At 35.2% G+C, this 18,016-nt stretch carries 13 protein-coding genes; 6 read left to right on the plus strand and 7 right to left on the minus strand.

Annotated features, from left to right (window positions below; translation table 11 throughout):
* Nucleotides 1-167: 167 nt before the first annotated feature.
* A complete protein-coding gene (locus tag MPR_RS00130; protein WP_006257901.1) occupies nucleotides 168-1,316 on the minus strand; it encodes a DNA polymerase III subunit in 1,149 nt (382 codons plus the stop codon).
* Nucleotides 1,317-1,838: 522 nt separating this feature from the next.
* Between MPR_RS00130 and MPR_RS00135 the strand changes: the two genes are divergently transcribed.
* The 3 genes from MPR_RS00135 to MPR_RS00145 are packed head-to-tail and all read left to right on the plus strand — an operon-like array spanning nucleotide 1,839 to nucleotide 5,604.
* Entirely contained in the window at nucleotides 1,839-3,029 is a 1,191-nt protein-coding gene (locus MPR_RS00135; protein WP_041888210.1) for a phosphoglycerate kinase, read from the plus strand.
* A 56-nt stretch (nucleotides 3,030-3,085) separates the two neighbouring features.
* Nucleotides 3,086-4,594, plus strand: coding sequence for a lytic transglycosylase domain-containing protein (locus MPR_RS00140; protein WP_041888212.1), 1,509 nt, complete (start codon nucleotides 3,086-3,088; stop codon nucleotides 4,592-4,594).
* Between the two features lie 44 nt (nucleotides 4,595-4,638).
* On the plus strand, nucleotides 4,639-5,604 hold the full coding sequence (locus MPR_RS00145; protein WP_235280486.1) for a DUF4837 family protein: 966 nt from the start codon (nucleotides 4,639-4,641) through the stop codon (nucleotides 5,602-5,604).
* Between the two features lie 51 nt (nucleotides 5,605-5,655).
* Here the strand turns inward: MPR_RS00145 and MPR_RS00150 are convergent, their stop codons facing one another.
* The 6 genes from MPR_RS00150 to MPR_RS00175 form a co-directional block, all read right to left on the minus strand.
* The gene (locus MPR_RS00150; RefSeq protein ID WP_041888214.1) at nucleotides 5,656-7,638 is read right to left on the minus strand and encodes a KUP/HAK/KT family potassium transporter; all 1,983 of its coding nucleotides are present in this window, start codon (nucleotides 7,636-7,638) and stop codon (nucleotides 5,656-5,658) included.
* A 98-nt stretch (nucleotides 7,639-7,736) separates the two neighbouring features.
* Entirely contained in the window at nucleotides 7,737-8,606 is an 870-nt protein-coding gene (locus tag MPR_RS00155; RefSeq protein WP_041888216.1) for a tyrosine-protein phosphatase, read from the minus strand.
* Between the two features lie 251 nt (nucleotides 8,607-8,857).
* Entirely contained in the window at nucleotides 8,858-9,259 is a 402-nt protein-coding gene (gene rnpA / locus MPR_RS00160; RefSeq protein WP_041888218.1) for a ribonuclease P protein component, read from the minus strand.
* Nucleotides 9,260-9,329: 70 nt separating this feature from the next.
* Nucleotides 9,330-11,252 (minus strand): M1 family metallopeptidase, encoded by a 1,923-nt coding sequence (locus MPR_RS00165; RefSeq protein WP_041888220.1) that lies wholly within the window; start codon nucleotides 11,250-11,252, stop codon nucleotides 9,330-9,332.
* Nucleotides 11,253-11,306: 54 nt separating this feature from the next.
* Nucleotides 11,307-12,920: a S8 family peptidase gene (locus MPR_RS00170; protein ID WP_041888222.1), complete on the minus strand. Its 1,614-nt coding sequence runs from the start codon at nucleotides 12,918-12,920 to the stop codon at nucleotides 11,307-11,309.
* Nucleotides 12,921-12,996: 76 nt separating this feature from the next.
* Nucleotides 12,997-13,857 (minus strand): MBL fold metallo-hydrolase, encoded by an 861-nt coding sequence (locus MPR_RS00175; protein WP_041888224.1) that lies wholly within the window; start codon nucleotides 13,855-13,857, stop codon nucleotides 12,997-12,999.
* 692 nt (nucleotides 13,858-14,549) lie between these two features.
* Here MPR_RS00175 and MPR_RS00180 point away from each other — a divergent pair.
* From MPR_RS00180 to sufB, 3 genes are all read left to right on the plus strand, one after another.
* Nucleotides 14,550-15,074 carry a transposase gene (locus MPR_RS00180; protein ID WP_041888225.1) on the plus strand — a complete coding sequence of 175 codons (525 nt, stop codon included), beginning with the start codon at nucleotides 14,550-14,552 and terminating at the stop codon, nucleotides 15,072-15,074.
* 1,001 nt (nucleotides 15,075-16,075) lie between these two features.
* Nucleotides 16,076-16,405: a HesB/IscA family protein gene (locus MPR_RS00185; RefSeq protein WP_041888227.1), complete on the plus strand. Its 330-nt coding sequence runs from the start codon at nucleotides 16,076-16,078 to the stop codon at nucleotides 16,403-16,405.
* Nucleotides 16,406-16,510: 105 nt separating this feature from the next.
* On the plus strand, nucleotides 16,511-17,959 hold the full coding sequence (gene sufB / locus MPR_RS00190; protein ID WP_041895060.1) for a Fe-S cluster assembly protein SufB: 1,449 nt from the start codon (nucleotides 16,511-16,513) through the stop codon (nucleotides 17,957-17,959).
* The last annotated feature ends 57 nt before the right edge of the window (nucleotides 17,960-18,016 follow it).

Genomic DNA, 18,016 nt, shown 5'->3' on the forward strand with positions numbered 1-18,016 from the left:
GGAGTGCTTGCAGTATTCTAGCACATTCCTTCGACAAAACACCTGTTTTGGCTAGGATTCTCCAAGGAAAGTCCTAGGAATCTGCAAGAAAGTGCAAGCTAAAGCAATGATCTTCCAAATAGAAACAATAAAAAAACGGTCGTATTCATCGAATGCGACCGTTTTTATTACTTCTTATGTATTAACCGTGTTAGCTTTATAGATAGATCTGTGAAGATCATTTTAGCATTACCATTTCGTTCTATATGGTAGATAGCATCACCTAGCTCTTGGTATATTTCATTTATATTTTCTCCGTTGACAAAGGGAGCAAAGTTTTCTAGTTTAAACTTATCTACTGTTGTTTTATAATACACTAGCTCTGGAGTTTGGTAGTTTAACAACAGTGCCTGTCTGAATAGTTCGATACAGAACTCTATAAACTGTTTTTGCTGTTCACGTCCTAGAGCAGCTAGTTCCTCACTCCATTCTATTAATTCTTGAATTACAGCAGCGTTTCCCTTCGCTCTGAAGGCTGCTCGCACCCATTGTACAAACCATTTCTCATAAGGTAAGGCATTCGCTTTATTATGTAGTAAGCTCAGTGCTTTATTATAACTTCCTTGCGATTGATTAGCGATCATGATGGCTTCCTGTGGATCACATTGCTCGCGTTGTATTAAAGCTTCTTGTATTTCGATAGCGTTAAGCGGAGGAAACTTTAGTACTTGACATCTCGAGAGGATAGTCTGTAGAATATTTTTCTCGTTCTCTGCGATTAGTATGAACACTGTTTTAGCAGGTGGTTCTTCTAATAGCTTTAGTAGTTTATTAGAAGCCTCAGTATTTAGCTTATCTGCCATCCAGATAATCATAATCTTATAACCACCTTCAAATGATTTTAAGGCAAGTTTCTTCAGTACTTCACTCGCTTCATCTACTCCTATTTGTCCTTGTTTATTCTGTATATCAATGTGGGTGTACCAATCGAAAAGGTTTCCGTATTTATTCGTTTTTAAAAAACTACGCCATTGTTCTGCGAATAGATCACTAGTAGCATTCCTTTTTACAGCTTCTGTCGTAGCTACAGGATACACAAAGTGTAAGTCTGGGTGAGCAAGATTGTTGAATTTGATATTACAGGCATCATTTCCTCCTGTGTTTTCATTACCCGTATTTTTGCATAGTAAATACTGTGCGTAGGCGATAGCCATGGGTAAAGTACCTGTACCTTCTCCACCAATAAATAACTGTGCATGAGGTACACGACCTGATGCAGCTGACTGTATCAAATGATTTTTTAAAAAGGATTGCCCTATAATATCTGAAAATTGCATAAGGCAAAGATAAATTAATTATCAAGTGTTTAAAATAATCAGATTCATAATTGTACAACTATTTTATTTCTGTTTAGAGAATATTTACCTTCACAAAATAAGGTTTGTTCTATAACAATATATTGTAATGATACAGCTTATTATGGGGTATTGAATCTGTGAAGGGATGATTAAGTCAATGTGTTTTGCGTTTAGTTTTGTGTTAGGAGTATCTATTTTGTTTGTTATTTAGAGTTTTTTAGACAAGTTCTAGTCTATAACTGTTCTAAAATTAAAAATAGTTTAAATATTTATTTGCGCTTATTCTTTTGTATTTCTGTCTGTAAATACTATAATATTGAATAATTAATATATGTAAAGTGTAATATATTTATTAATAACGCTGTTTATTGGTGTATTTATAAAAGACTAATGAGTGTAATATGTTAAAATTTTCGTTTAACAATATAATAATCAGGTAGTCTGATATCGAAAAAGATTTATATTTGTGTAACTTATCGTAAAATATATAAAAAAGTAAAGATGAAATCTATTGATAGTTTTGATTTTAAAGATCAAAAGGTGTTGGTTAGAGTTGACTTTAATGTTCCCCTAGATGAGAATTTTAATGTTACAGATACAAATAGAATAGAGGCTGCAAAACCTACTATTGAAAAAATAGTAAAAGAGGGTGGTGTAGCTATCTTAATGTCTCACTTAGGAAGACCTAAGGGAGAACGCAATGACAAGTATTCACTACGTCATATCGTTGCAAAAACAGAAGAGATTTTAGGACATAAAGTTACTTTTGTGAACGACTGTGTAGGAAGTACAGTTAAGGAAGCTATCGCAGCTAGTAAAGCTGGAGATATCATCTTATTAGAGAATCTACGTTTCTACGCAGAGGAAGAAAAAGGTGATGAAGGGTTCTCAAAACAATTAGCGGAGTTAGCTGATTTTTATGTGAATGATGCTTTTGGTACTGCACATAGAGCACATGCTTCTACTACTATCGTAGCGAAGTACTTTGCTGATAAAAAATGCTTTGGTTATTTATTAGCTAAAGAGATAGAGAGTTTAAATAAGGTATTGAATAGTACTGATAAGCCTGTTACAGCTGTATTAGGTGGTTCTAAAGTATCTTCTAAAATTACGATTATAGAGAATATCTTAGATAAGATAGATCACATGATTATCGGTGGAGGGATGACTTTTACGTTTATTAAAGCTCTAGGTGGTAAGATCGGTAATTCTATCTGCGAAGATGATAAGCTAGAGTTAGCTTTAGATATCTTGAAAAAAGCGAAAGAGAAGAATGTACAAGTGCACTTACCTGTGGATATTTTGGCTGCTGATGCATTCGCTGCTGATGCAAATGTACAAGTGGTAGCTGCTAATGAAATTCCTGATGGATGGCAAGGTTTAGACGTAGGTCCTAAGACATTAGAAAGCTTAAAACCTGTGGTAGCTGAGTCAAAAATCATCTTGTGGAATGGTCCTTTAGGAGTATTCGAGATGGAGAAATTCGCGAATGGTACGATCGAGTTAGGTAACTTCATTGCTGAAGCTACTAAGAACGGTACTTTTTCATTAGTAGGAGGTGGAGACTCTGTAGCTGCTGTAAAACAGTTTGGTCTAGCGCCTAAGATGAGTTATGTTTCTACTGGAGGTGGAGCAATGTTGGAAATGTTGGAAGGTCAAGTATTACCTGGAATTAAAGCAATACAAGAATAATAGTAGGTCCCTATGCTTATATATATAAGCATAGGGATTTTATAATACATAGCGCGATGAATTACAAAGTATTAACTTTATTAGCATGCGGTCTTTTTTCGTACTCAGTCATGGGACAGAATGAGCCTAGTACGCTTACAGAAGTATCAAAGAAAGAAATGAGCCCAGAGGTGTATCTGGACTCTATTAAAAAGACATTCGTTAACCATGCTAGTAGTGCCTCTATAGAGAAGCGCTGGTTGAATGAGTTATTGAACCAAGATTTATTTAATGAGCTAGAGAACGAGTTAGCTGATGCAAACTTTGACGAAGGAGATGTTCGTTTTGATGAATTACCTACTGAGCTTTTAAAAGAACGTTTAAAACGATTAAATGAGAAAACACCTTTTAATGTTGAATACAATGAAACATTAGAGCGAGTGATTAAATCATTTTTAAAGAATAGAAAACGTTCTTTTGAGAGGTTATTAGGCTTATCAGAATACTATTTCCCAATGTTTGAGGAGCAATTAGCAAAACAAAATGTTCCTTTAGAGGTTAAGTATTTATCTATAGTGGAATCTGCACTTAACCCTGTAGCTCGTTCTAGAGTGGGAGCTACAGGTCTATGGCAATTCATGTATCCTACAGGTAAACAATATAATCTAGAAGTAACTTCTTATATAGATGATCGTATAGATCCATTAAAGTCATCTGAGGCTGCTGCTAAGTTTTTGTCAGACTTGTATGGTATGTTTGGTGATTGGGATTTAGTGTTAGCATCTTATAATGCTGGACCAGGTAACGTTAGTAAAGCGATTCGTCGTTCTAATGGATATACGAATTACTGGAATATTAGACCAAATCTTCCACGTGAAACACAAAACTATTTGCCTGCGTTCTATGCTACTATGTATATTTTTGAATATGCAAAAGAGCATGGTATCACGTCTAAAAAGGCACCTATAAAGGTAGTAGAGACTGATACAATAGCGATTAAGAAAACAATGTCTTTTGACCAAATCGCTAATTTATTAGATGTATCTAAAGAAGAAATAGAGTTCTTAAACCCAACGTATAAGTTACAAGTGATTCCTTATGATAGTGGTAAACTGAACTTCTTAAGACTACCTGTAAAGAAAATAGGTTTAATGGCTTCTAATGAGGAGAAGATGTATGCTTATGTAGACTTCGTAGATTCTAAAAAAGAACAGCCTAACTATGCTGTAGTTGCAGAGTCTATAGTAGAAAGTAGCTCTGTTAATCCGCGTTATCATACGATACGCAAGGGAGAGAGTGTAGGTACTATTGCTAATAAATATGGTATTTCGGTAGCTCAGTTAAAGAAACTGAACAATATGAAAGGTAATGTTATCTATCCTGGTAAGAAATTAGTGGTAGGTAAAAAAGCTGTAGCTCAAGCGTCAGGTGGTACTAAGAATAATTTCTATACAGTGCAGCGAGGAGATTCTTTATCATCGATAAGTAAGAAATTTGCTGGAGTGACCGTGTCTAAATTAAAGTCCTTAAATAATATGAAGGACTCAGATGACATTCGTCCAGGTATGAAGTTAAGACTTAATTAGAATAGAAAATAGGAGAGTATAGTGTGAGGTATGTAGGTTGCTTAATGTTAGTATTATTTGCCCTAGTTGGGTGTAGAGATCGGTCTGCTAAGAATAGATCTAATAATCCTATGGACGAACCTCATCAGATACTTATAGTCATTAATGATAGGCTATGGTATGGTAGTGTAGGGGATAGCATAAGAGAACATTTAGCTATACCTATAGAAGGAATCACACCTCCAGAATCTACTTTCTCTTTAGAGCAGATTTCTCCTAATTTGTTTTCTTCTAGGACTAGGAATAGAAGAAATATTATTGTCTTTTCAGATAATTATAATTCAAATAGTTTTTTGTTTGAGAAGGATAAGTATACTGCCGGTCAGATGTACTTTACAGTTAGTGGGGATTCTAGAAAGGGATTGATAAAAGAGTTTAAGAATAATGCAGATTCTATCGTAAATTCTATATTGCGCTCAGAGTTTGATGTCGTTGCAAGGCGTATTCTTGAAGGAAAGATAGTTGATACTGATTACTTTCAAGATAAGTTTCAAGTTAGTTTGAATTTGCCCACTACTTATAAGTTAGTTGGAAGTAATTACCACTTTGTATGGTTTAAAAAGAATATTGCTTCAGGTAATAGTAATATTCTGATTTACGATGTACCAATTGATAGAATTGAAAATACAGAGGGAACTATTCTAAATAATTTATTAGCAGTGAAGGATTCAGTGAATGGTAAGTATATACATTCTATAGAAGATAATTCGTATCTGAGACTTAATGAAGGGTTTATCCCTAACAATAAAGAGTTTGTAAGACAAGGAAGAAAGGTCTATGAGTTCACAGGGGAGTGGGATATGAATAATAGTTTTATGAGTGGCCCCTATATGAGTTATGTATTTAGAGATGTGTCAGCTAATAGATATCTGTTTATAGAAGGATTAGTATATAATCCAGCTATGGGAAAGAGAGGGATCTTAATGGAAGTAGAATCTATCGTAAACTCATTGAAGTTTAATGAGAATTAAGAAATTAAATAGAAGTAAAAAGGCGTTCATCACTGAACGCCTTTTTATGTATTAGTATCTTCTATGTAAAGGTAATTCGTCTATTGGATTAATCACCATTGGGAATCGCTCAACGGTTACAGCGCTACTGTCAAGCCCAAAGGCCTTTTCTTCTGACAGGGCTAGCTTTTTAAGCCACTCATATAGTGTTAGAATAATAGTTTCATGAGCAGGTAGCTCATTGTCATAAGACAGTTCTTTCTCTATCAATACATATTCAAAGTCTGTATATATATTGTTTTTTTGTAGAGAGGTATATTTACTTATAACATCTACTTCTCCTGTTTCTGTTAGCTCTTTGAGTACTTGTTTCATGAGTACACTGATCTTTTGGTCATTTCTAAAACCTAGATAAAAGTCAACACGGATAATATTATCAGCACCCATCTTCTGAATTTTGTATTCTAAATTATAAGGTTGATCACTAACATTCACATGTATAAACCAATAGTTATCTGCTCTTTTAGGTCTACGTTGTGTGATAGAATACAGCGCTTTATATTCTATTTTAGAGCATGTATTGGAGTTGGTTAGATAGATTAGATTAGAAGCAAATTTAGGAATGCTTGTATCTCCACTAATATCTAGAAGAATGTCTTTATACTGTTCTATATTGACAAACTCAGTATAGTTCTTTCTAATTTTCTTAGCTAAGTAGTTTATAATCATCGTACCTGCTAGTAAAGACGCTATGATAACAGTAACATAACCACCATGAGTGAACTTCTGAACGTTAGCGATAAAGAATGAGACTTCTAAGCTTAGGTATATTAGTTCGACTAAGACGATTACAACAATATGCACACGTTTTAGGTACATATAGTAACCTAGTAATATTGTAGTCATGATCATACACAAGGTAATCGCTAGTCCATACGCAGCCTCCATATTTCCTGACTCTTCAAAGTGCAATACTACGAATACACAGCCTAAGAATAGTAACCAGTTGATAGAAGGAATATATAATTGCCCTTTTACATTGGTTGGGAATTTTACTTTTACTTTTGGCCATAAGTTAAGTCTTATCGCTTCATTGATTAGTGTAAATGATCCACTTATTAGGGCTTGTGATGCGATTACAGCGGCTATTGTTGCAATGGCTATACCAAATGGTAAGAACCACTCAGGCATAACTAAAAAGAAGGGGTTTGCGGGGTTTTGATTATCTGGTGATAGTTGTAATAGTGTTTGGTTAGAAAAGTTGATTAAATAAGCTCCTTGTCCAAAATAACACAATACTAGCATCGCTTTTACAAATGCCCAAGTGATGCGTATATTCTTTATCCCACAATGTCCTAGATCGCTATAAAGTGCTTCTGCACCTGTAGTACATAGAAAGACAAATCCCAATACAAAATAACCTTCTGAGTGTATAGAAAGTAAATGAACTGCATAATAAGGATTTAAAGCCTTAAGTACTGTAAGGTTATCCATTAAGTGGAATAGACCAATTATCCCTATCATTAAGAACCACAAAGTCATCATAGGGCCAAAGAATTTACCAATAGCTTTGGTACCAAATTGTTGGATGACAAAGAGAATAAAGATAATTCCTATCACTATCGGAATAGTCTGTAGGTTTGGTTCATATATTCTAAGTCCTTCTATAGCAGATGATATAGAGATAGGAGGGGTGATGATACCATCAGCTAATAATGCACTACCTCCAATGATAGCAGGAATGATTAACCAACGTTTCTTCAACCTTTTGACTAAAGTATATAGGGAGAATATACCTCCCTCACCATTATTATCTGCCTTTAGGGTTAGAAAAACATACTTAATGGTCGTCTGTAAGGTTAAAGTCCAAAAAACGCATGAAATAGCTCCTAAGACAATATCCTCTCGGATAATCTCTTTTCCTATGATGGCTTTCATTACATAAAGTGGGGATGTACCAATGTCTCCATAGATAATACCTAAGGTCACCAGCAGTGTACCTAAGGTTATTTTATTCAATTGAGAACTGTGGCCATGTGATGACTGTGCTTGCATAAAAATGTCAGATTTAAACTTGTAATTTGTAACGATATGGTTACTAATAAGCTAATAGTCAGAATAGGAATATATACCACTCCATGGCTAGTCTTAGTTTAGTAAAGATATTTTGCTTTTAATAAAGCGATATCCACTTCTAATATCTCTGTCAAGTACTGTTCTACAGAAGTATAATATTCCTCTATAGTATTCAATGCCTTATCTAAGAATTGTTCTTGTACTGTGAATAGGGTTAGAAGTGTTTCTGCTTGTTGTGTTTCTAGATTAAATTGTTTTTGTATTCTTTGTATATCAAGATTGACATATTGATTAGTCAATAGGTAATCTTCTATCACTGTATGTTGATTTACTCCTAGAGCTGATAGGAGTAGAGCAGCAGCTAGGCCTGTTCTATCTTTACCTGCAGTACAGTTAAACATTAATGGAGCCTCAGAACACTCTACTTCTTTAAAGAAAGCTTTGTATTGACTTTGATTATGGAGTACTAGTTGTTCATTGATATCCACTAAGAACTTAGTCGCTAAGCCTATATCACCTTCTTGCACAATCTGCATGACCTGATTCTTACTAAGATTACCAGGTGTGATAGGCAAGAGTATTTCATTAGTAACTGTCTTAGGCAATAGCGTTTTTTGTTCTTCACTTTCTTCTTCACTTCTAAAGTCCACGATTGTAGTCAGTGGAAGTGAGCTAAGGTAGTCTAGGTCTAAGGCAGTTAAGTTACTCAATTGTCCTGAGCGAAATAAGCATCCCCATTTAACCGTTTTATTGTCTTCTGTTTGATATCCACCTAGATCTCTGAAGTTAGACTGACCTTGTAAAGGAATGTGGCGCAATCTGTTATTAGCTACTTCAAGACCTTTGTGTGTAGTATTAAGGTCTAGAGCGCTTTGGTTCGGGGTAGAACTGCGTTCTACGTCACTATCTGTTTCAATTAAACAATGTCCTTTTTGTAAATTTTGCATAGAGCTATCACTATTTTAAAGCCTTAATAATCTCAGGCAGATTTATAACAATGCTTTTCTGAACTCTTACATGTAAGTAGCATTAGATGCTAGATATTGTAAAAATGATCAACTCAATCAAGAATAAATAATACTTTTCGACAATAAAAAGATACTTATTTATTACTATTTAATGATTAATAATCAGAAAACTATTAAGTTAAATGTATTTTTAATATAGTGCAAATATAAGGGGGAAAAAAGACAAACTATTAAGAGTTGTCTTCTTTTTTTTCTGTTGTAGCGTCTATGAATTTCTCGAAAAGCTTAATCATCTTCTCGTTTACATCTTTGAATGTTAATCTATCTTTAGATTGATAGAATAGCATCATAGCATAAGGCTTATCTATATTTTCTAGTAGTAAGTGTTTATTCTGCCTATATGCTTCGCGTAATAATCTTTTAAAATAGTTTCTATCTACCGCCTTTTTAAAATGACGTTTAGATACAGATACTCCTACTTTTAGAGGGAGGTCTTCTTGATTAGCTGTCTGAACATATACCATTCTCAAAGGGTATTTACTCACAGTTTTGCCTGTTGTAAATAACTCTTCGATTACAGCTTTGCTTTTTAGCTTTTCCTTTTTAGGATAATTGTATTTTTTTTGTTCCATATAGACTGCAAAGGTAGCAAAGGAATATGAAATATTTATAAATAAAATAGGCCGCTACTGCGGCCTATTTCTATTTTGTATAGATACTATTTTCTTGATTTACATCAGCCATAAATTGGCTTGGGTCGATCACTATTTTCTTAATAGTACCTTTTGGTTTATTGATTGTGAACTTATACTCTGGCTGAGCCCATCCCCATCCATCTAATACTGTTCTTTCGTATTGTACAAACTGGTTAGGTTTGATCCAGTGCATTGAAGTATAAGGAATATAGAATGTCTCTATAGAACCATCTTCGTATTCTACTAAGATATCTAGAGGCATACCCATTCTTCCCATTCTACCTAATGTAACTAAAGTTTGGTTTTTCTGTACCTCTTCTACGAATAGGATAGAGTAATCTATCGTGTTGTTCGTCTGTGTCCAGTCGATTAAATATTGGTCTAATACAGCACCAGATACTTTCTCAGCTACACGCTTGAAGTCATTAGGAGTAGGGTGAGTGAACTTGTATTCATTATAGTACGTTCTCAGTGTAGTCATCATATTATCCCACCCGATTAAGTAAGCTAATTGAGTTAAGAAGATAGACCCTCTGCTGTATGCAGAAGTAGAATAAGCTCTATTGGTCATATAATGATCTGCATGTGTACTTAATGGCTCTTGCATTCCCTTAGACACTAAGTTGTAATAGCTCTTATAAGTAGATCCGAACGGGTTCACATCTTCTTGTTGGTCTTTAGGTAAGATCTTTAGCATTGCTAAGTCAGAGATAAATGAAGTAAACCCTTCATCCATCCATTCGTGTTTCGTCTCATTAGTAGCTAAAGCATGTTGGAACCAACTGTGCGCTAACTCATGAGCTGTCACTCCTGCTAAGCTTGGGAATGATCTCTCACCTGTGATTAAGGTACACATAGAGTATTCCATACCTCCATCACCACCTTGTATTACAGAGTATTGGTTATAAGGGTAAGGACCTACATTCTCATTGAAGAATTTCATTAACTCTGCTGTTACAGGCTGTAGTTTTTTCCAGTTATCTATAATAGCAGGGTTGTTTTTATATAAGAAGTGAAGTTTCACTCCATCAGGTCCATCATATGTATCGTGTATGAAGTTAGGGTCTGCTCCCCATGTAAAGTCTAGTACATTCTCAGCCTTAAAGTGCCATGTAAGCTCTTTACCTTTTTTGATAGAATTATCATCGATACCAGCATCTTGGTATCCATATCCTACCTCATTATTATTTACGATATTACCTGTACCACCTAAGATATAGTTTTTATCTAACGTTATTTTTACGTCGAAGTCACCCCATACACTGTGGAACTCTCTACCTAGATACTGCTCAGCATGCCATCCTTCGAAGTCATATTCAGCGATCTTAGGGAACCATTGAGACATAGACAGTGCTACACCCTCTTTAGAGTTTCTACCAGCTCTACGGATCATCACAGGAGCTTGTCCGTCGAAGTTCATTGTGAATACAGTAGATGACTTAGGAGCGATAGGTTTTTTTAGAGTCACCTCTAGTACAGTACCTACTTCTTTCGTCTCTAAAGCCTCACCATCTTGCATCATTTTAGATACCTTTAAGTATCCTATTTCGTTGTCTTTTAGCTTTGTGATTCTACTTTCAAATACTTTTCTACCTCTCACTGTTTTAGTATCTACCATACGAGAGTCAGGATCAGCAATATTTGATAATAGCGCATCCATATCACTATTTGGTTGGAATGCGTTGTAGTAAAGGTGGAAGTATACTGCTTTTAAAGTATCAGGTGAATTGTTTGTGTAAGTTAACTTTTGAGTACCTGTATATTGGTACTTTTTCACGTCCATCTTCACGTCCATTTTATAGTCAACATGTTGTTGCCAATAACCTGGATTAGGGTTGTTTTGAGCGATTGCATCTATCAGGGCAATAGAGCAAATAGCTAGAGTTAGTAATATTTTTTTCATAATGTGTTTGAAATCAAAACTCCACATATATTATGCATAAATGTGGAGCTTTATATATTAAGGGTTACTTAGTTACAAGTTTTATTTTTTAGCTTTTGACAATTTCTCAGCTAATAATAATGCATTGTACGCATTTACAAACTTACCAGAAGTAGAGATAGATTGGAAATTTCTGATTTCTTTTTTCTCACCTACTACTACGTCGAAGTTTACTGCTACACCTGAGTCCATGATGATTTTCTTCACTTCTCCAGCTGTAAACTCTGGGTAATAAGCTCTCACTAATGCTGCAACACCTGCTACGTTAGGAGAAGCCATAGAAGTACCTTGTAAGTACTCATAACTATTCGTTGGTACAGTAGCATAGATTTTCACTCCAGGAGCGAATACGTCTACGTCATAATCTCCATAGTTAGAGAAACGAGCCACCATATTTTTACCAAACTCTGGGTTAAGAGCTCCTACTACTAAGAAGTTGTTAGAGATCTCTGGTCCCATCTTCACGTTATCGTTAGGGTAGCGCTCTACACCTCCAGGGATGTTTAAGTCCATAGCATCATTACCTGCAGCTACTACGATAAGTACATCTTTCTCTTCTGCATATTTAATAGCGTCACGTACCCACTGACTGTTTTCTTCGTAGTATTTACCGAAGCTTCCGTTGATTACTTTAGCACCGTTATCTACTGCATATCTAATACCTAATGCGATATCCTTATCATACTCATCTCCATCAGGTACAGCTCTTACAGCCATGATCTCTGCTACGTCAGATGCTACACCGTCTCCACCTAAGTTATTACCACGAGTCTGAGCGATAATACCAGCTACGTGAGTACCGTGTTTAGCCTCTTCTCTTACAGGTCCGATCACGTTGTTATCACCATAGATTCTATCATTGATATCTGTATGATCATCACCTACTATTTTTCTACCGTCGAACTCTAAGTTTAAGTGGTGTTTCGCTTTACTTTCTACACTGTTTTTGTAAGCTTCTAACCAAGATAACTCTCTTCCACCTGCTAAGATATTATACATAACATTCTTAGAGTGGATGATCTCTTCATTAGCATCTAATGGAATACTGTTTAAGTCATCCATTGTGTAGTCTTTCTTATCTAGGTATTTTGCGATACGCTCATTTGCGCGCAATAGCATATCTACACGTAGTTTGCTCTCTTGGTTGCTTTTTATTTCTTCGTCGTATTCCTTCACAGCTCTTTTGTACTGATCAGAACCGTCATCACCTCTACGAATCACACGTACCATCTCTACATTTTCGTGTACAGACTGTCCTAAGAAGTTCCATCCGTGGATGTCATCGATGTATCCATTATTATCATCATCGATACCATTACCAGCTATTTCATTAGGGTTTGTCCAAACTTGAGTTTTTAAATCATCGTGATCAATCTCAACACCTGAATCTACAACTCCTACAATTACTTTCTTAGGTAATTTCTTTCCTTTAAGAATTTCTTCATACGCTCTGTCAACAGACATTCCAGGAACAGTATCATTAATGATGTCTAAATGACTCCATCTGCGTAATTGTTCTTCTGTAAGTTTTGTTGTTCTCTTCGGTAGATTATCTACACCCGAGATCGGTGTATTGGTAATCGTACTCGTTGTACCACAGCTAGTTAAAGCTAATGCTAAAGCAGCTGATAGGTATAAAGGTTTAATCAATCGCATTATAGTTAAATTTAAATTATCAATGTTATTCGTGCTAAAAATATAAATAAGTTACATCTTGAAAGTGTACTTAACACTAAATTAAGATTTCATTAGCTTTTAAATTCTCATTTAGTCTCACTCCTTTTTCAGTATGTTGCACAGTGATGATTTCATTATGAGCATCGTGTTCTAAGAACAAATACCAATTCTCATCAGCTGCCATCTTTAAGAATTTCTCTTTTTCGTCTAGTGTTAGCAGAGGTCTTGTATCATATCCCATAACATAAGGAAGAGGGATGTGTCCTACTGTAGGCAGTAGATCGGCTACATAAGCTATCTTTTTGCCTTTATAGTTCAGTATAGGGATCATTTGCTTCTCAGTATGTCCATCTGCGAAGAAGATATCAAAGCCTAATTCGGAGTTGTGCAGTATGTTTCCTTCAGTCTTTGGGATGAAGTGTAGTGCACCACTCTCCTGTATAGGAAGTATGTTCTCTGATAAGAAAGAAGCCTTCTCTCTCGCATTCGGTTTAGTTGCCCATTCCCAGTGATTCTCATTCGTCCAGTACTTAGCGTTTTTAAAAGCGTTTACATATCCTGTTCTATCACTATTCCAGTCTACAGCACCTCCTACGTGATCGAAGTGTAAGTGTGTCAAAAATACATCTGTGATATCATCTCTATGAAAGCCATGCTTAGCTAGAGACTTATCTATGCTATGGTCACCCCATAGATTATAATAACCAAAGAATTTATCAGATTGTTTATTTCCCATACCTGTATCGATAAGGATCAGTCTGTTGCCCTCTTCGATAAGGAGTAGTCTAGCACCTAAGTCGATGAGGTTATTAGCATCAGCAGGGTTGGTTTTGTTCCAAATCACTTTAGGAACAACGCCAAACATAGCACCACCATCTAGTTTAAAGTTGCCACTTTCTATAGCGTATAGTTTCATAATTGTTTTAGTTTATTTGAGTTAGGTGCAAATTACTAAAATTATTTCTCCTAGTCTCTCTTTTTTGCAAAAGTCTGTCACTGGCCTTGGTATAGCAGAGGATCTAATCGGTTATCTAAGGAAATGATAGTAGTATATAGATGCTTCGGGTAGAGATTTAGTACGGTTCGGTAAAAGGGTACTTATCCTAAGTAAACACTACTCATTACCGAACAGCTTCCGAACAATTTTTTAATTAAAAATGGTAAATTGTTTACTAATAGTTGGTTATGTTGAAATAAACTAACCAAAGTAAGGCAATATCTCCAATACTAACCAAAAAGGGCAAAAGAGGGCGATAGTTAATGAAGAATTTAAAATTAGGAATTAGGAAGGGTAGCCTTCTGCATGATGGGAGAAGGAATTGTGTTATGAGTAGAGACGGATTATTATCCGTGTCAGACAAACAAATCAACCCAATCAAAACACAAACAATCCCAATCAACATCAAAGTAGAGACGGATTATTATCCGTGTCAAACAAAATACCCCAATCAATGTACACACAGATTATCATCCGTGTTACCCAAAGAATTTTAAAAACTATATTAAACTCGCAAAGGATAGATATACATCAATATTATTAAATTGTAAATCTTTAATATACATATTAGTAAGGATTACTTTTTGCTGTTTATTCATTAAAAAAGAATTATGAATAAGAAGTTTAAAGGTGTGTATAATCGATCTTCGAATAGAGCTAAATGGTGGGATTATACAAATGACGGAACGTATTTTATAACTATTTGTACAAGAGATATGAAACATAATTTTGGGTATATATTTCAAGATAAGATGTACTTAAATGATTTAGGGAGATGTGTTTTAAATTGTTGGTTTAGTATCCCTCATTATTACCCATTTGTTGTTTTGGATGCATTTATTGTAATGCCAAATCATGTGCATGGTATCTTACATATTAATAGAGGGAATGATAAAACTAAGAATGTTGATAATATCATGGAATTTAAAAACGTATCTGGAAGTTTAGGAAGTATAATAAAGGGGTTTAAAGTAGGAGTAAAGAAAGATGCTAATAGTCTTGGTATAGCGTTCTTTTGGCAAGATGGGTATCATGACCATATTATCAGAACAGTTTCTGCGTATCAGAATATTGCTAATTATATTCATACTAATCCTTCACGTTGGAATAAGGATAGGTTTTATAATGAGTTTTGAATGGGGTGTTTTGTTCGTGTTTTGAATGTGTTATTTTGTTTGCTTGATGTTGATGATGATTTGTTTGTTTGACACGGATGATAATCCGTCTCTACTTTGATGTTGATTGGGATTGTTTGTGTTTTTAATGGGTTGATTTGTTTGTTTGACACGGATGATAATCCGTCTCTACTTTGATGTTGATTGGGATTGTTTGTGTTTTTAATGGGTTGATTTGTTTGTTTGACACGGATGATAATCCGTCTCTACTTTGATGTTGATTGGGTTTGTTTGTGTTTTTAATGGGTTGATTTGTTTGTTTGACACGGATAATAATCCGTCTCTACATTGATGTTGATTGGGGTTGTTTGTGTTTTTAATGGGTTATTTTGTTTGTTTGACACGGATGATAATCCGTCTCTACATTGATGTTGATTGGGGTTGTTTGTGTTTTTAATGGGTTGATTTGTTTGTTTGACACGGATAATAATCCGTCTCTACATTGATATTGATTGGGTTTGTTTGTGTTTTGAATGGGTTGATTTGTTTGTTTGACACGGATGATAATCCGTCTCTACTTTGATGTTGATTGGGTTTGTTTGATGTGGGAAAGGGGACTTCTTTTAAGGTAGAATTAGTATCTGTTTTAGTGTTCAAAATATTATCGATTCTTACTTTTATATTTTATTGATAAAGGATAACTTTGTCTTTTTAAAAAAATAATGCCTTGATTTGTTCAATACATTCTTTTAAATGTCCTTGAATAGTTGAATTAAAGGTACAATATTTGCGATAAAGTATTTTAGTAGTGCTAAATAATCGAATTAAGTGATTAGTTTTCAGTAGTTTTTTTACTAAAGTAGTTAGGAAAGAATATCAAAAAAGGAGTTCTAACGATAGTTTTTATCGATATTAGTATTAAAACTTCTAATCGTTATAAATATGTTAGTTAGTACAAGAAACCATTTTTTTATAATACCTTTGTAAATCAAATTTTAGAACTAATCTATTTTAAAAAAGGTATGATAAAAGTTTCAGATATAGCGAGTAAACGCGTAGCCCTTTTGATGGAAGATGAAGGGTTTAACCATACTACAGATTATGTACGTGTAGGAGTGACTAGCGGAGGATGTTCCGGACTTTCGTATCAATTAAAATTTGATCACGAGATAGGAGAAGACGATAAGATTTTCGAAGACAATGGTGTGAGAATCGCTGTGGATAAGAAAAGCTTTTTGTACCTAGTAGGAACGACTTTAGAGTATTCTGGAGGATTGAACGGTAAAGGTTTTTATTTCAACAATCCAAATGCAAGTAGAACTTGCGGATGTGGAGAAAGCTTTTCATTATAAGACCTCAAGGTAGAAAGGCGGATGTACGTCTGTCTTTCTTTCCTTTTGATAATTAGTTTAATAAAAGAAGCGTACGAGAAAGTAGTGGCTTTTAAGTATAAATATATGAGTAAGTATACAGAAGAAGATTTAAAGAAAGAATTAGAAACCAAGGAGTATGAGTATGGATTCTATACTGATATAGAGTCAGAGACATTTCCTGTTGGGTTAAATGAAGATATTGTTAGAGCTATCTCTGCTAAGAAAGGTGAGCCTGAGTGGATGACTGAGTGGAGATTAGAAGCATTCCGTATTTGGGAATCGATGGTGGAGCCGGAATGGGCTAATGTGAACTATACTAAACCTGATTTTCAAGCTATATCTTACTACTCTGCACCTAAGAAGAAGGATGAGTATAAGAGCTTAGATGAGGTGGATCCAGAACTGATAGAGACTTTTAATAAACTTGGTATTTCGCTTAACGAACAGAAGCGTCTTACTGGTGTAGCGATGGATATCGTGATGGACTCTGTGTCTGTAGCGACTACATTTAAAGAGACTCTAGCTGAGAAAGGTATTATATTCTGTTCTATCTCTGAGGCGATCAAGACGCACCCAGAGCTAGTGAAGAAATATTTAGGTACTGTGGTACCACAGACAGATAACTTCTATGCGGCGCTGAACTCTGCAGTATTCTCTGATGGTTCATTCTGTTATATTCCTAAGGGTGTTCGTTGTCCTATGGAGTTGTCTACATACTTCCGTATTAACCAAGCTGGTACAGGTCAGTTTGAGCGTACATTAGTGATCGCTGATGAGGGTAGTTATGTTTCTTACTTAGAGGGATGTACTGCACCGTCACGTGATGAGAACCAATTACACGCTGCTGTAGTAGAGCTTATCGCTATGGATGATGCTGAGATTAAGTATTCTACTGTTCAAAACTGGTTCCCTGGAGACAGTGAAGGAAAAGGAGGAGTGTTTAACTTCGTGACTAAACGTGGTCTATGTGAGAAGAATGCTAAGATCTCTTGGACACAAGTAGAGACTGGATCTGCTGTGACATGGAAATATCCATCATGTATATTAAAAGGGGATAACTCTATCGGTGAGTTTTACTCTATCGCTGTGACGAATAACTTCCAACAAGCGGATACAGGTACTAAGATGGTTCACTTAGGTAAGAATACGAAGTCTACTATTATTTCGAAAGGTATATCTGCTGGTAAATCTCAAAATAGTTATAGAGGATTGGTTCAGATGGGACCTAGAGCTGAGAATGCTCGTAACTTCTCTCAATGTGACTCTTTATTAATGGGTAATGAGTGTGGTGCTCATACATTCCCTTATATAGAGGCTAAGAATACTACTGCTCAGATCGAGCATGAGGCGACAACTAGTAAAATCGGTGAAGACCAAATCTTCTATTGTAACCAACGTGGTATTCCTACAGAAAAAGCGATTGCACTTATCGTTAACGGATTCTCTAAGGATGTGTTGAATAAGTTGCCAATGGAGTTCGCTGTAGAAGCACAAAAATTATTAGAGATTTCTTTAGAAGGAAGTGTAGGTTAATCTACGCCTAAACTAAAGAGTTCAAAAAATCAGATTACCTCAACAAAATTAAATAAG

The sequence above is a fragment of the Myroides profundi genome (genome assembly GCF_000833025.1).
Lineage (GTDB): Bacteria > Bacteroidota > Bacteroidia > Flavobacteriales > Flavobacteriaceae > Flavobacterium > Flavobacterium profundi_A.

What these genes read in the sequence shown, in the direction of transcription:
- MPR_RS00130 (WP_006257901.1), bottom strand. Translation starts at nt 1,316, where the DNA reads ATGCAATTTTCAGATATTATAGGGCAATCCTTTTTAAAAAATCATTTG.
- MPR_RS00135 (WP_041888210.1), top strand. Translation starts at nt 1,839, where the DNA reads ATGAAATCTATTGATAGTTTTGATTTTAAAGATCAAAAGGTGTTGGTT.
- MPR_RS00140 (WP_041888212.1), top strand. Translation starts at nt 3,086, where the DNA reads ATGAATTACAAAGTATTAACTTTATTAGCATGCGGTCTTTTTTCGTAC.
- MPR_RS00145 (WP_235280486.1), top strand. Translation starts at nt 4,639, where the DNA reads ATGTTAGTATTATTTGCCCTAGTTGGGTGTAGAGATCGGTCTGCTAAG.
- MPR_RS00150 (WP_041888214.1), bottom strand. Translation starts at nt 7,638, where the DNA reads ATGCAAGCACAGTCATCACATGGCCACAGTTCTCAATTGAATAAAATA.
- MPR_RS00155 (WP_041888216.1), bottom strand. Translation starts at nt 8,606, where the DNA reads ATGCAAAATTTACAAAAAGGACATTGTTTAATTGAAACAGATAGTGAC.
- rnpA (WP_041888218.1), bottom strand. Translation starts at nt 9,259, where the DNA reads ATGGAACAAAAAAAATACAATTATCCTAAAAAGGAAAAGCTAAAAAGC.
- MPR_RS00165 (WP_041888220.1), bottom strand. Translation starts at nt 11,252, where the DNA reads ATGTGGAGTTTTGATTTCAAACACATTATGAAAAAAATATTACTAACT.
- MPR_RS00170 (WP_041888222.1), bottom strand. Translation starts at nt 12,920, where the DNA reads ATGCGATTGATTAAACCTTTATACCTATCAGCTGCTTTAGCATTAGCT.
- MPR_RS00175 (WP_041888224.1), bottom strand. Translation starts at nt 13,857, where the DNA reads ATGAAACTATACGCTATAGAAAGTGGCAACTTTAAACTAGATGGTGGT.
- MPR_RS00180 (WP_041888225.1), top strand. Translation starts at nt 14,550, where the DNA reads ATGAATAAGAAGTTTAAAGGTGTGTATAATCGATCTTCGAATAGAGCT.
- MPR_RS00185 (WP_041888227.1), top strand. Translation starts at nt 16,076, where the DNA reads ATGATAAAAGTTTCAGATATAGCGAGTAAACGCGTAGCCCTTTTGATG.
- sufB (WP_041895060.1), top strand. Translation starts at nt 16,511, where the DNA reads ATGAGTAAGTATACAGAAGAAGATTTAAAGAAAGAATTAGAAACCAAG.